Genomic DNA, 14,188 nt, shown 5'->3' with positions numbered 1-14,188 from the left:
ACTGTGAGATTTAAACCACCATTGTACTGCAACCACGCATCATTGCCATAGTCAGCCAGTCACGCAGCAGCATATTGGTTTGATATTTTTCGTCCGGTTGATGCATATTGGGATTTGGGTAGGTATAACTTGGTTTGATTTGCCCAATCCGCTGAGATTTCAATACTTCAGCCATTCGTGCGTCATGGTATAAACGGACATATAGATGAGGCCGTAAATATTCCGGCCACTGTAGTTCTCTTTGGGTAATATCAACGGTTGTTGTGTACTTCCCGATTTCGGTGACTTCAACTTGATAGGACATCCCTTTTGAAACTTGAAATGTGAAAGAGTTTCCAACTTCAAGATCATTCGGGAGCAAACGAATTAATCGCATATAGTTATGCTCACAGACGCTATGAAAGTCCGGTAGATTCGGCACATATTTTTTTCTGACTTTCGTTGCTGTCACCATATAAAATCGCCCACTACTTATTCAAAGGAAAGATGACCTGACAAGATATCCTGACGGTTGAGCATCAGCCACTGAATCGCGATCAACGACGTTGCATTATCGAGCTGTCCCGCCGCCATCATTTCCACTACTTTATCATAGGGTAGTACATGAATTCGAATATCTTCATCTTCTTCATCCAATCCCGCATATTGACTTGCTTGGGTAGCATCAACTGTTGCAAAAAACAAGGTGAGACGCTCATCACATCCACCAGGAGACGTAAAATAATGCATCACACGATGTATAGACAACGCTTCCAGACCAGTCTCTTCCTTTAATTCGCGGTTCGCAACTTCTAGCTCATCTTCTTCTGAACCTCGCATACCGGCAACAATTTCAATCAACCAGGGTTCATCTCCCCGCCGAAATACCCCAGGGCGAAATTGTTCAACCATCACAACAACATCTTTTTCTGGATCATACGCAATCACAGCAACAGCATCGCCACGAAGGCAAACCTCCCGTTCAATGAGCGGTGTTGTTTGGCCATCAAATCGATCATGGGTCAGCGAAAGTTTTTCTACCGCTAAAAAACCATCATGCAGAACAGTTGTTTGCTTTAAATCCACATTTGAGGGTTGAAACTCTTTGGATTTATTCATATCTATATACCCGTTGGACTGTGTCATGCCATCATACAAAGCTTGAAATGATTTTCAATCACTTGTATGACACACTCTGTTACATAAATTGCTGCCAGACTTACTTATAACCAATTCATTTTTGCGAGAACAGCGCTTAGACTAATACGCTCTCGCAAAAGTAGTGAAAGGACAAATAATGCAGAAAAAAACACTTCCATTGCTCATGGGACTCGCGCTCGCTTCCGGCTCCGTCTTTGCCGGCAATCTCATGGATATTTACAAACTTGCACAAAAAAATGATCCTCAGTTACTGAAAGCGGCAGCAGACAAAGATCGTGCACAATATAGCGCAGATGGCGCTTTTGCGAATTACTTGCCAAATATTGAAGGAAATGCAAATTACACAAAAGGATATGCAAGTGGAGCAGGCATCAGCCAAAGAAAAGACTATGATATTACGCTCAGCCAGAAAGTTATTGATTTTGCAGCATGGCAGTCAGTCAAAGAAGCTGAATTACAAGCCACGCAAGGCGAGCTAGGTTACCAGCTTGCTTCTCAAAGTTTGATTGTTCGTGTTGCACAAGCGTACTTCGATGTTCTCAAAGCGCAAGACAACCTCCAGCTTGTCGTCGCGGAAAAAAAAGCAATTGACCGTCAACTCCAACAAACGAAAGAGCGTTTTGCGGTTGGTTTAAGTGCAATTACCGATGTCCACGAAGCACAAGCAAAGTTTGACCAATCCGTTGCAAATGAGATTTCGAAAGAAAATGATCTAGAAACAGCAAGAGAAAGCTTAAGAGAAATCACAAACGCATACCATAAAGAAATTGATGGGTTGAATATTACGAAATTTAGCTCTGATCTTCCGACACCAGCAACGTCTGAAGCATGGGTAGAAAAAGCAAAACAAACCAGCATACAAATCGCAAATGCAAAAGTTAGCGTTGAGATTGCCAAAAATAATATTGATAAATCAAGCTCGGGTCATTTACCGACTTTATCGCTAAGTGCCAGACATGCCCAAGCCGATAATGATCCAAGAATTGAATCCGCTTTCAACCCAGATAAAGGATATGAAGAAAATAATTCGATTACACTTTCACTGAAAGTCCCCATCTATTCTGGCGGTGCAACAAGTGCAGGTGTTGATGCAGCGCGCGCTGGATTTGTTTCTGCCAGTGAATCAATGGAGCAAACTTACCGTGAGGTGATGAAGAGTACGCGAACTTCCTTCAATAATGTTCGAGCTTCTGTTTCAACCATCAAAGCGCTTGAGCAATCAGTTATCTCAGCACAAAGTGCATTAACAGCCACAGAAGCCGGATTTGAAGTCGGTACGCGGACCATTGTTGATGTCCTACAGCAAACAACTGGCCTGTATCAAGCGAAGCAGCAGCTGTCTGAAGCTCGTTATAATTATATCCTAGCGATTTTGAGCCTCAAAGCCGCAGCCGGTAACTTAACGGAAGCCGATCTCGCTGCCGTCAATAAAAGTCTTGGTTAGTCAATGAAGAGTAGAGAGGCTTTTGCCTCTCTACTTTTTTCGATGAACTCACTGGGCCTCCGACCTCCTGATTTTCACTAGTTCATCGCCAACCAATCCGTTACAATACGTCACCTTTTTCCTGCGATGTGAGTAATTGTGCAAAAAGCTCCCCATTTTGAGTCTCGGTTCCTAGGGCCAAAGTTCTGGCCGATGTGGTTGTTAATCTGCCTGCTGTACCTTATTTCCTGGCTTCCATACAGAGTATTGATTGGTCTAGGTCAACTACTCGGAAAGTTACTTTATCGAGTTTTAGGATCTCGCAGAAAAATCGCTGAACGAAATATTGAGCTTTGTTTTCCAGAAAAAACACCAAAGGAAGTCACGACACTCACTCAGCAAAATTTCGAAGAAATGGGCATTGCCATGTTTGAAGTTGCCATTGGCTGGTGGTGGCCTGCTTGGCGAGTCAAGCGACTGGCCCACTATGAAGGCTTTGAACACATCGAGAGAGCTTTTGAGCAAGGAAAAGGGGTTCTCTTGCTTGCATCTCACCAACTGCATTTAGAAGCCGCTTGCCGCGTATTTGGCTTGAAAGTTCCATCTGTAGGTTTTTATCGACAGCACGATAATCCCCTCATGGAGTACTTTCAATATCATGGCCGTGCCAAAAGCAATAAATACATGCTCGATAAGTTTAACGTCAAAGGACTCATCGAGGCACTGAACCAAAAAGAAGTTTGCTTCTATCTACCTGATCAGGATTACGGTCCTAGACGTTGTCAGTTTGTGCCTTTCTTTGCCGTACAGGAAACAGCCTCAACGACAGGAACGTTAATGTTCGCAGAAGAAGGAAACTGTGAAACAATTGCAGTGTTCACCTCTCGTTTGCCAAATGCAAAAGGCTATAAAATTGAAGTACTCCCAGCATTCGATAATTTTCCATCGGGTGATGATGCTAACGATGTCCGTCGCGTCAATGCTTGGGTTGAGCAAGCAGTTATGCGTCATCCAGAACAATATATGTGGGTACATAGAAGATTTAAAACCCGGCCAAAGGGACAGTCATCCTTGTATTAATCCACAGCACCTCCCTATTCAAGAACCTGCTTTATTTGATATAGTGTCTCAGTGTTGTGAAGCCTAGCTCGCTGAGCGCCATATTATCTTCTATTTACCTGCTGAAAACCTGTCCAAAGCAGGAGATGGCCCCAAATAGATAGAGTCCAGAATATAAATAATGAGCGTAACACTGCACAACCGTAAAATTATTCAGAAACATATTTTTGTAGAGTGCTACCGCTTATTGCGGTGAAAAATCAGTTTATCTGTTAGCGGTTTCCAAATACTGAGTGGATCCATCATACATGGCATTACCAAACGCATTATTAATAAATTTAGATCGAAGCCCTGAACGATTAACATTTGCAACTGAGGTTCTATCTCAGTCCGGGATCTCGTTTAAACGAGTTTCTGCTGTTGATGGAAGCCAGATGTCTGATGAAGAATACCAGACGCTGATTGAGCAAGCCCGCTCTTCTAAAAAGTGGTTTCGTCACCTGACGAAAAACGAAATATGTTGTCTAAAAAGCCATCGCCTGTGTTGGCAAACGATTGTTGATGAAAACTTACCTTACGCACTCGTTTTCGAAGATGATCTCGCTCTTGAAGCAACGCCTGATCTCGTCATTCCCGCAATCGAAACAGTGATACAAAGTGATGTTGAATGGGATGTCATCAAGCTATCCAGATGCCATCAAAAGAGGATTTATTCCATTTCGCTTGATCAAGGTTACTCTCTCCATCACTGTGTGCCACAACCCATTGATGCAACGGCTTCCCTCATTTCCTTATCAGGTGCCAAAAAATTACTCGCGATGTCTGAACAATTGGATACACCAACTGACTTTATCATGAAACGGATCTGGGAAAATGACCTGAAAATCTACTCATTGCACCCGAATCTGTTCCGTCAGAGAACCCATGAAGAGGTGCCTTCAATCATTGGTGACAGGGATAACTACAAGCGACTACCTCGAAAAGATAAAATCAAAGTTTATGCCGCCAAATATCGTTACCATATCTGGTTTTCATTCAATCAAACGATGGAGTTATGCCTGCGTTACGGCATATCCAATTACCTCAAGTCGATGCGTAAAAGCCGTTAATTGACGAAATCTACATGCGAGCCATATCACTTTTCTGAAGACGAAAAGCGTCGGCTCTCATGTTTGATCATGGATTATCACTTCATCAAACTGCGTATTATATCCACATCAACGCTTGATGATGCTTTAACGAGCGACTAACCGCTAAAAGCGATTTCTTCTTGGCCGCTCTTCACGAGGCTTCGCTGGATTTACCTTAATATTGCGGCCCTTAACTTCACTTTCATTGAGCGCCGCAATAGCAGACTCAGCCTGTGCACCATCGGACATTTCTACGAAGCCGAATCCTTTCGATTGTCCTGAAAATTTATCAATAATAATCGTTGCTCGGATCACTTCTCCATGTTGTGTAAACATAGATCTCAGTTCATCTTCCGTCACAGAATAAGGCAGGTTGCCCACATAGATATTCATACCACATACTCGTCATTGTGTGTTGCCCAGACTTTCACTATCGAAAAATCAAACACACAAATTGATCGGTAGCGATTCAGCACTTAATCCATACTATGGATATCTAAACTGACCTCAATCAACAACACCGTTCTCACATCAAATTTTTAAAGCGATGTTTTAAAACGGTGCAATGTCGAAAACATGAGTTCCAGTTTCTTAAGTAGTAGAGGAAGTTTCGCTTGTTGTACAGATTCATCTTCAGATTTTAGTGCTAGAATATCGGCAGCTAGCTCTTCAACATAAGGCATAAATCTGTTTTTCTCTTGCTGAAAGCCCGAATCTGTTGCAAAAATCGTCGAAAACTTTCCCATGCCACTCCGTTGTAATTGCTCTAATTTTGTATCTGCATCCACTGCTTTTCTGTAGGCATCTTTCAAAGTTGCCTCAAGATTTGAAATAATAGCGTTCATAAATATACGAATAAGTTCTTAAAGAAAAGGAATTCAATTCCGATAACGATATTGCGTATTTTACGCATTTATCACACACAACACGACAAGAAATTAACCAGGTATGGTCAGCTATTCTTTCTCTGTCGCGTGTAACATGGCAATCATCCGAGTCAGGGGAGGAAGTATGAGCATATCACCCGCGTCACCAGGATCGGTTTCTGCTAGTACTGGGACGGATATGGAAGCCATCTCAGCAAAACTGGCAAAAAGCCAACAAGAAGCTGAAGGGCAAGCCGCTTTGCAGCTATTGCAAAGTGTACCGGCACCTTCAACTTCTGGCGATTTAGCCATCGGCAGCAATATCAATATTGTTGTTTAAGGATGTATTAATAGTGAATCGGGGTTTTACTTGGCTCTCCCCCAATCTCTCTTACAAGCTTGGGAACCAGGAAGCCAGGTAAGCCTTTTATCACTTCCCGCATCAGTTTTTTCGCATGCTCTTCTGTCACATCAAAATGTGCAGCCCCTTTCACTTTGTCTAAGACATGTAAGTAATAAGGTAATATTCCTGCTGAAAAGAGCTTTTCACTCAGTGTTATCTGCACCACAGGGCTATCATTAATTCCTTTAAGCAGTACAGCTTGATTGAGTACATAGACGCCAGCCTGTTTTAAACGTTGCACACCTTGAGCTAACAAATCATCAATTTCATTCCCGTGATTCACATGGAGGACCATCACAACATCCAGGTGAGATTGTTGCAGTAAATTGGCAAGCGATGTTGTTAACCTAGCTGGGATCACAACAGGTAGCCGAGTGTGAATTCGAAGCCGTCTCACGTGCTCAATCTTTTCAAGTTCAGCCAAAAACCAGGCGATTTGGTTATCTTTCGCCATCAGCGGATCACCACCGCTTAAGATCACTTCATTAATTTCTGAGTGTGCTTGGATATACGTCAGAATTGGCATTAATGAGGCGCGATTAATATGGTTTTCATCGTATGGGAAATGACGACGAAAGCAGTAACGACAATTGACTGCACAACCCCCTTTAAAAATCACCAAAATCCTCGTTTTGTACTTATGCAACATCCCAGGTAATGCTGCATCCTGTTCTTCAAGCGGATCATGGCTATATCCAGCAGGGTCAAGAAACTCCGACTGTACTGGTAAAACCTGCAATAACAGCGGGTCAAGCCTGTCCCCTGGACGCATTTTTTGGATGAATGGTCTCGGAACACGCATAGGAAACAATTTTCTTGCTTCAAAATCCTGCTGTGCATTTTCTGTTGATAAATCAAGCAACTCAAACAAATCTTCAGGTCGAGTGACGGCTTGAGCCAGATCTTTTTGCCATTCTTGCTGCACACTCAGCGCGTTGTCGTGTATCATTACCACCATTTTCAATACTTCAGTTTTAGATTTTAAAGAGGTTGTGATGCCTAATTACAGTACAAATGAGTTTAAGGCGGGCCTTAAAATAATGGTTGATGGCGAGCCTTGCAACATTATTGAGAACGAATTTGTAAAACCAGGAAAGGGACAAGCGTTCAACCGCGTGAAGATCCGTAAATTGATCTCTGGCAAAGTCCTTGAAAAAACTTATAAATCTGGTGATTCAGTCGAAGGTGCTGACGTGATGGATACAGATTTGGATTATTTGTACACAGACGGCGAATTCTGGCATTTCATGAACAATGAAACCTTCGAACAAATCGCAGCAGATGCAAAAGCGGTTGGTGAGAACCAGAAATGGCTGGTCGAGAATAATAGTTGTACGTTGACCTTATGGAATGGTTCTCCAATTGCTGTCACACCACCAAACTTTGTTGAACTGGAAGTGACAGAGACTGATCCTGGTCTAAAAGGCGATACTGCCGGCACAGGCGGTAAGCCTGCGACGTTGTCTACAGGTGCCGTTGTTCGTGTTCCATTGTTCATCCAGATTGGCGAAGTGATTAAGGTCGATACTCGCTCTGGTGAGTACGTCTCTCGCGCACAGAAGTAATCTGGCTTTGGAAGCATGTTTGCATGCTTCCTTATCTTCTAAATTATCTTCATTCTCTTCTCCCTTTTTCTACTCCTTTTTTCTCTATTTCATTTATACTCCTTGCATAGAGCGAGGTATCTTGATGTACGAATTTCAACCCTACGGTCAAAAGAACAAATGTAAGAATATTCTTGGATATTGTGATACAGACACAGAGATTATCCTCTTATTTAACCGTGGCAGAATGTATCGATACGCAAAAGCAGCAATTGGAGACGCGAAGGTTCAGGAAATGCTGAGCTACGCAGATAAAGGATGGGGACTCCATGAGTTCGTCACACGGGATCCAGTCTTAAGAGCAAATGAAGAGCACGTCAAAATTGACTAGTTTATGACAACACAGAGGATAGAAGCCCCGTAGGGCCTCGTCTCTCGCATCATTTCCTTGTCATTTTCCTGCCACTGCCACATCAGGAGGTTGACTCACCTTTTTCATAGGGGCAATGAACGAACTGCTTTATCGCTGTTCTTTCATTGAAATTGTATTCCCAATGACAATCTCACTGCCATAATAGTGTTTCTTTTGCAGCTCTTCTTTCAGATTAATCGAAAACTCTTGTACCCAAGGCACCATTCTACAGTCAATCCCAGTTTTTTTAATGAAAACCTTCGCTGGCTTTGAGTTTGCTTCGATACTTACAATACTTGGCTGTACACATGCATATAATGCTTTAGCATGTAATACACCTTCAGCATCAATGGTCACACCACCGTATAATGTTGCAGGTTCATAGTAGCGATTTTCATCTGCTGAGACTGTTGTTGAAAGCGCAGCAATGACCGTAGTAAGTAGGGCAATAGACTTTTTCATTATTCACAACCTTTCATAGGAATATCTACACAGACAGAACGATTGAGAGTTCGTTCTGTAACACAAGCTCAGATGAACTTCGTGCCACACAACATCTAAGCTTCGTGATCTAATTTAAAGTTTTTGTCGGACTCTCGAATCACACTAAAATACGAAATTTACGAACAGTGGGATCCAGCGATTAAAAATTCAACTGTAAAGAGTAAGGAAAAGTAGACAGTTCTACGACTAAACAGTGATAAGAACGAACGCTTCAGAGTCCTTCCATTCAAATCATCACGCCGTTACCATTGAATCCAATGGAATTTGGAACATTTCGTGCTGGATTGAGTCGCTTGGTCATTCCACCAATGAAAGACGATATCGAAGAGGTGTTTCAAAGTATGGGTTTTCTTTTTTCATCGCACTGATGATGAGTATAGGGTGCAAGTTTGAGCACTTCTCATCCGAAGAAAAAGCTGGGGTCTTGCTTATGCACAACCGTAAATAGATGAAAGCAGCGAATGCTGCTTTCAAATAGCTTCATGAAGTTTCAGTTATTGAACCGTTCCCTGGATCACGATTTGTACTTGATCGCCCGGAGATGCTTCCAATCCAGCCCCCTGACAATCCAAGTCTGCTGGTAATGGGAGCTTTAATGGCACTGCTAAACCTTTATCTGAGTTCATACACCATGCTTTCGTTGGTGAAATCGATTTAACTTTCAACTCAGCAGGCTTTTCAGGCTCTTGTTCAAAGCTCGGCTCAGGGATCGGCTCAGCTGGTAAATCAGCTGGTAAATCAGCAGCAACCTCTACAGGCTCTTCCTCAATCACTGGCTCTGGCTTCGGTTCAGGTGGTTTAGGCTTCGGCTTTGGTTTTGGCTTCGGTTTTGGTGGCCACTGAGTTGCTAATAGCGGCACTTCGGAATTAAAGCGAAGGTATCCAATGAGTTTTGGCTTTGCACGCTCACAATACTGTTCAAAATTAATCGCCAAGCTAGACACTTTATTTGAACCATCATACTTCAACTGAAGGATTTTATAAGCGCCATCAATTCGCTTACAGGTTTGCCCATTCCCAGAAAAGTGCAAACCTGGTTTCCCAGCATGATGAAAAGGAAAACGTTCAGCGCCTTGAAACTCTCCCTCTGATAATTGCTCACCTTTGGGCGGCGCAACATTTAACGTCCAGTAATCTGGCCTGGAAGTCGCATCTTGCGTCCCTGAGATTGTGATTTCAATACTGTTATGGTGTTTTCTTTTGATCGTGATCGACATCGAGTTTTTTTCATACTCTACCGTTCGACCAGCACCAATCTGATCTCCATACTCACTGGAAAAGAAAAACTGTGAATCTGCAGCAGCATGGAATGATAAACTTGTTACAAACAATGTTGCCAATGAAATTAGTCGCACTTCAATACCCCATATACTTACGGCTCCACCGGGCATTATACCGATGTTGCAAAAAGGTTTCATCATTTGCAAAAATAATTAACATAGATATTTATTCTATATTTATTCCAACAGAGAATAAAAAGCTTGCGTGATTCTCAATCAAGCACACTTTCTGTATGTCTCTCACAATGACCATAATCGTGTCAATTCAACAATTCAATACATTGAATGAAATTTTTCCTTTACAAAGTATGGCACTGATGAAAAAGGAATCAAAAAAAGAGTTCCTATATTATATTCAAAATAATGTTCAGGATTTTTTTGGTCACCTCTAAGGTAGATCAATGAAATTGAGATGAATTTCCTATTAAGGGACTTGATAGTGATATAATTAACTCTTTGATTCTATTTTTTATTCAGGGACTCCCAACTGATGCGCAGAAATCAACACGTCATTGACGAAGAAGTCCGCTTCCCAGCAGAAATTCAGCTTGTTTCAACGACAGACTTACGTGGCGTCATCACCTATGCAAATGAAAGCTTTTGTGAAGTTGCCGGCTTTACCGAAGAAGAACTTGTCGGTAAGAATCATAATATTGTTCGTCATCCAGATATGCCGAGAGCTGCATTTCAAGAACTTTGGGACAAACTCAAGTTAAAGCAGTCTTGGCGTGGTATTGTGAAGAATCGATGTAAAGACGGAAGATTTTATTGGGTTGATGCATATGTCACACCACTCTACCAAGGAAACACCGTGACTGGTTATCAATCTGTTCGCATCAGACCTCAGCCCGAACATTTAGAACGCGCAAAAAAACTGTATGCACAATTAAATCAGGGAAAGAAAATTGACCGTTTCGCACTGTCTCTAAAGGCTAAATATAGCCTTAGCCTTCTTCCTTTATTGTTACTTTTTTTAAGCCCTGTATTTTTTCCCGGATGGAATGCAGGTGTATTGTCATTGATCGCTATTGCAGCGTTGGTTGCTCTATTTTCCCAAGAGTTATTCATCCTTCCGTTCAAAATTCAGCGCATGGCAGCGAGATATGATAGTGTTTCTCGGCATATTTATACGAATACACCCGCAACAAGCTTTATCGACTTTCATCAAGGGTTATTACAAGCAAGGCTTAATACTGTGCTTGGGCGAACAAAAGATTCAACAGCGCAACTATCAAGTATCTCAGATGCTCTAGAATCTTCTGCAATTCAAACACAAACTGGCGTTGAACAAGAACATCATGAATTGATCCAGATTTCATCGTCCATTGAACAGATGAGCCATGCAGTTTCCAATATTGCCCATAGTAGTATTTCAACCAATGAAAAAGTTGCAGATGCAAGTAATAAATGTCAACAGGCAATGTCAGCAATGGAAACAACGACAACCACGGTGATGTCTCTCACTGAAGAAGTGGAGCGGGCTGCCGCTTCTGCGGATAAACTTGCTGAGGAAGCAGAAAAAATCGGTGACATTATGACGGAGATCCAAGGTATCGCCGATCAAACGAACCTATTAGCACTGAATGCTGCGATAGAAGCTGCTCGAGCGGGTGAGCATGGTCGTGGGTTTGCTGTTGTCGCTGATGAAGTCCGCGCATTATCCTCAAGAACACATAAAGCCACCGAACAAATACAAGCATCCATTCAGGATATCCAAAGTACACTGCTTTCTTGGTCAGAGCTGATGCAAAATAACAAAACTCAGACCGAATCCTGTGCAGAGGAAGCAGAATATAGCCGTTCTCAAATTGAAGAGTTGGTCCAAATGGTTAACGAGATTTCCAATCTCTCTTTAATGATTTCATCCTCTGCGGAAGAACAAGGTTATGCAACGAATGAAATTAGTAACAACATCATGCAAATCAAAGAAATTGCTGAGGGAAATCTAGAGCAGGCCAATTCTGTTGCAGAGCGAGCAAATGCTCTCAAAGAACAATCGACAAAGATTTCTTCACTCAGCCAAACGTTTGCCCTAAGAGAATAGGCCAGTGGTTCACACTACGCATGACAACATCATAAAAAAGGCTCCGAAAGGAGCCTTTAGTACAATTGGTTTCACAATTATCTGAATGATGCTCGAATCGAAACATCCTTGAATGCTTCTTTTGCTTTGATCATCACATGATAATAGCGATTCCCTACATCACCATAGATTTGAATAGAATCTGAGTTACCATAGTAAGTCGATGACTTCTCATAGCTGTGCTCTGATGGCCAGTTATCTGGACTTACATAGATATCCGCATCTCCTTCTCCACCCCAAAGGTCAAAGTACACAGCACTGCTACCTTGCGGGACAAAGATGTAAAAGTACATTTTACCATCACTGGTTAAACCGCTACGCCATTGGTCATTAACCAACACTGGATCCATTGGTGTTGTTGGATCTGTCGGACCTGGTTCAGTTGGATCTGTCGGGTCAGTCGGATCTGTTGGATCTGTTGGATCTGTTGGGTCAGTTGGATCCGTCGGGTCTGTTGGCTCAGACGGATTACCAGTACCATCCTGTGGACCGTGCTCATCCAAACCGTTATCAATGCTCTGGACACTCTCCAACCACGCTGACCACTCGACGTCATATCGTGTACCAATTGAACGCATGTAATCTGCATACTCTTCGTACTTGTCCTGACGGAACATCGTTACAATTTGATTGATGTCATTACGGTGACGCTCAAACATGAATCGCACAGCAAGGTAACCCCAGCGATAAATACGTTCAGTACCACTGTTGTAGTCATTGTTGAAAATTGTGCTGAGCGGTATTTTCTTCACTTTCGCAAGTGCAACCGCGTCTTCATTGTCATCACGATTTGCGATGTATTCAGCAAGACCTTCTGTCCACCACACTGTTTTTTGAGTCATGGCACGACCAAAGTCACCCGCCATATTGAAACGGCCATCTAAGTAGTGAACATACTCATGGCGTAAGTTCCAAATTGCGAAATCAGGACGCATCCAATCCGCTTCATAAGCAATAAAACGAGCTTGATTATTTGGATCTGCTGGATTGCCTTCTAAGTACATACCACCGTTGTTTGTATCGTTACCAAACAACATACCCGAGAAAGTTTGGTAGTCTTTGCTACTATCGAAGATTACAAGCTCTAGATCTTTGTTCTCATCATTTGCAACAGGTTGCTTCCCAGTGCCAAGCACTTGGTGAAAGTATGCTTCTTGATCTGCAAGCTGTTCACATGCCCAATCGTTTTGATCTGAGAAAAGGTGTTGTGAGCGCATTTTTAATGTCGGAGAACAAGTATGCTTCTGTGGAAGTGCTTTTTGTTCTACCGTTTTGGTAAAGTTACACACACCGTATTCTTTACAGTTTGCTTGGTCATACTCATCAACCATGCTTCCTGCGATCAACCATAATGCAGCGTTATCACCTTCTAAAGAAGTCTCACGAAGGATTTCTTTTAAAGATTTACCAACACCTTCTTTCAATGAGCTATGTTGCAGGAAACGGCCAAGCTCACGGACACTGTTTTCTAAAACATACTGATTGTCCGTACCAAGCAAATTCTGATGGTTTTGGTAGAAACTAAAAAGTTCACCCAAAATCGTTTTGTCGTTTTTGACACGCTGTACAAAGTCAGGGTTGTTATGACCACGGAATAAAACGGTAAAACCGTTATTTACCGCAACATTCATATAATATGAATCTTTGTATGTTCTATCGTAGCCAGAAAGAAGGCGCTTCACGACCCAAATAAACTCAGCATTCAACTCAGAGCTATCAATCAAAGTCACGATTTCACGGAGGACTTTACCGTTCTCATCGCTCACCGTGTAGGCATTGCCATTTTGGAAAAAACGATTTAGACCTGTACGAACAGATTGCTCAAGGGCACTAGAATAATCACCAATCGCATCTGGATATGAATATTGAGTATAATAACCCGCTCTTAAGAATAGAACCAATTGCTCCATTCCTTGCGTATCTCTATCTGAATAACGGCTTGCAAGAGCTGCGACTTCGTCAGCAACCACTTTCATATTTGCTTCAGTAAACATCTGACGACCTTGGGTCGCATCTAAACCAAATAAATCATATGTACACGTTGGTTCAACAGACTTAAGTAATGAAACAAGCTGGCGACCAGATTTGTTCAAGAAGTCATTGACTGAGCATTCAGCAAGTTTTGGTGTACCACGACTTGCACGATTCAGCTGCATAGTACTGTGTTTTTCAAGTGCATGCGCCATAGTTTTTTCCATCGGTTTGACAGGCGCATGATCATGCTTTGCCTTTCCGATTTCTGCATAAGCATTAGCGGAGAGAAGTGTGATTGTTAACACACTTAATTTTAACGTTCTCATTGAGTAGCTCCCATGTTCAAATTTACCTACTACCTAAGTACCAT

General features: G+C 42.2%; 15 protein-coding genes. 7 read left to right on the top strand and 8 right to left on the bottom strand.

All coding sequences use genetic code 11. The annotated features are described in order from the left end of the window. Positions 1-10: 10 nt before the first annotated feature. Both C505_RS0109630 and C505_RS0109625 read right to left on the bottom strand, forming a co-directional pair. The gene (locus C505_RS0109630; protein ID WP_018692401.1) at positions 11-454 is read right to left on the bottom strand and encodes a DUF1249 domain-containing protein; all 444 of its coding nucleotides are present in this window, start codon (positions 452-454) and stop codon (positions 11-13) included. A gap of 17 nt (positions 455-471) precedes the next feature. Next, positions 472-1,098: an NUDIX domain-containing protein gene (locus C505_RS0109625; protein WP_026317864.1), complete on the bottom strand. Its 627-nt coding sequence runs from the start codon at positions 1,096-1,098 to the stop codon at positions 472-474. Between the two features lie 178 nt (positions 1,099-1,276). Here C505_RS0109625 and tolC point away from each other — a divergent pair, with 178 nt between their 5' ends. From tolC to C505_RS0109610, 3 genes are all read left to right on the top strand, one after another. Then, entirely contained in the window at positions 1,277-2,584 is a 1,308-nt protein-coding gene (gene tolC / locus C505_RS0109620; RefSeq protein ID WP_018692399.1) for an outer membrane channel protein TolC, read from the top strand. A gap of 138 nt (positions 2,585-2,722) precedes the next feature. Continuing rightward, positions 2,723-3,643 carry an LpxL/LpxP family Kdo(2)-lipid IV(A) lauroyl/palmitoleoyl acyltransferase gene (lpxL, locus tag C505_RS0109615; protein WP_026317863.1) on the top strand — a complete coding sequence of 307 codons (921 nt, stop codon included), beginning with the start codon at positions 2,723-2,725 and terminating at the stop codon, positions 3,641-3,643. Positions 3,644-3,930: 287 nt separating this feature from the next. Beyond that, complete coding sequence (locus C505_RS0109610; protein ID WP_018692397.1) at positions 3,931-4,731, top strand: glycosyltransferase family 25 protein; 801 nt, start codon at positions 3,931-3,933, stop codon at positions 4,729-4,731. A gap of 144 nt (positions 4,732-4,875) precedes the next feature. Here the strand turns inward: C505_RS0109610 and C505_RS0109605 are convergent, their stop codons facing one another. Together C505_RS0109605 and C505_RS0109600 are read right to left on the bottom strand one after the other, a co-directional pair. Beyond that, on the bottom strand, positions 4,876-5,145 hold the full coding sequence (locus tag C505_RS0109605) for an RNA recognition motif domain-containing protein (protein ID WP_018692396.1): 270 nt from the start codon (positions 5,143-5,145) through the stop codon (positions 4,876-4,878). Positions 5,146-5,291: 146 nt separating this feature from the next. Next, complete coding sequence (locus C505_RS0109600; RefSeq protein WP_018692395.1) at positions 5,292-5,597, bottom strand: hypothetical protein; 306 nt, start codon at positions 5,595-5,597, stop codon at positions 5,292-5,294. A 166-nt stretch (positions 5,598-5,763) separates the two neighbouring features. Between C505_RS0109600 and C505_RS0109595 the strand changes: the two genes are divergently transcribed. Continuing rightward, complete coding sequence (locus C505_RS0109595; RefSeq protein ID WP_026317862.1) at positions 5,764-5,958, top strand: hypothetical protein; 195 nt, start codon at positions 5,764-5,766, stop codon at positions 5,956-5,958. Between the two features lie 7 nt (positions 5,959-5,965). Here the strand turns inward: C505_RS0109595 and epmB are convergent, their stop codons facing one another. Further along, positions 5,966-6,970: an EF-P beta-lysylation protein EpmB gene (gene epmB / locus C505_RS0109590; RefSeq protein WP_018692393.1), complete on the bottom strand. Its 1,005-nt coding sequence runs from the start codon at positions 6,968-6,970 to the stop codon at positions 5,966-5,968. A 46-nt stretch (positions 6,971-7,016) separates the two neighbouring features. Here epmB and efp point away from each other — a divergent pair, with 46 nt between their 5' ends. After that, positions 7,017-7,586: an elongation factor P gene (gene efp, locus C505_RS0109585; RefSeq protein WP_026317861.1), complete on the top strand. Its 570-nt coding sequence runs from the start codon at positions 7,017-7,019 to the stop codon at positions 7,584-7,586. Between the two features lie 124 nt (positions 7,587-7,710). After that, a complete protein-coding gene (locus C505_RS0109580) occupies positions 7,711-7,956 on the top strand; it encodes a hypothetical protein (RefSeq protein ID WP_018692391.1) in 246 nt (81 codons plus the stop codon). 129 nt (positions 7,957-8,085) lie between these two features. On the opposite strand, the gene C505_RS0109575 is transcribed toward C505_RS0109580, so the two are convergent. Both C505_RS0109575 and C505_RS24655 read right to left on the bottom strand, forming a co-directional pair. Further along, positions 8,086-8,439: a hypothetical protein gene (locus tag C505_RS0109575; protein ID WP_018692390.1), complete on the bottom strand. Its 354-nt coding sequence runs from the start codon at positions 8,437-8,439 to the stop codon at positions 8,086-8,088. 536 nt (positions 8,440-8,975) lie between these two features. Next, positions 8,976-9,836 carry a hypothetical protein gene (locus C505_RS24655; protein WP_211215069.1) on the bottom strand — a complete coding sequence of 287 codons (861 nt, stop codon included), beginning with the start codon at positions 9,834-9,836 and terminating at the stop codon, positions 8,976-8,978. Between the two features lie 415 nt (positions 9,837-10,251). Here C505_RS24655 and C505_RS0109555 point away from each other — a divergent pair, with 415 nt between their 5' ends. After that, a complete protein-coding gene (locus tag C505_RS0109555; RefSeq protein WP_018692386.1) occupies positions 10,252-11,805 on the top strand; it encodes a methyl-accepting chemotaxis protein in 1,554 nt (517 codons plus the stop codon). Positions 11,806-11,882: 77 nt separating this feature from the next. Here the strand turns inward: C505_RS0109555 and C505_RS21955 are convergent, their stop codons facing one another. Beyond that, entirely contained in the window at positions 11,883-14,144 is a 2,262-nt protein-coding gene (locus tag C505_RS21955; RefSeq protein ID WP_018692385.1) for a collagenase, read from the bottom strand. Between the last annotated feature and the right edge of the window lie 44 nt (positions 14,145-14,188).

This window comes from Algicola sagamiensis DSM 14643 (assembly GCF_000374485.1).
Taxonomy (GTDB): domain Bacteria; phylum Pseudomonadota; class Gammaproteobacteria; order Enterobacterales; family Alteromonadaceae; genus Algicola; species Algicola sagamiensis.
The sequence above is the reverse complement of the archived record's forward strand: the minus strand, read 5'-3'. Positions and strand labels throughout refer to the sequence as shown.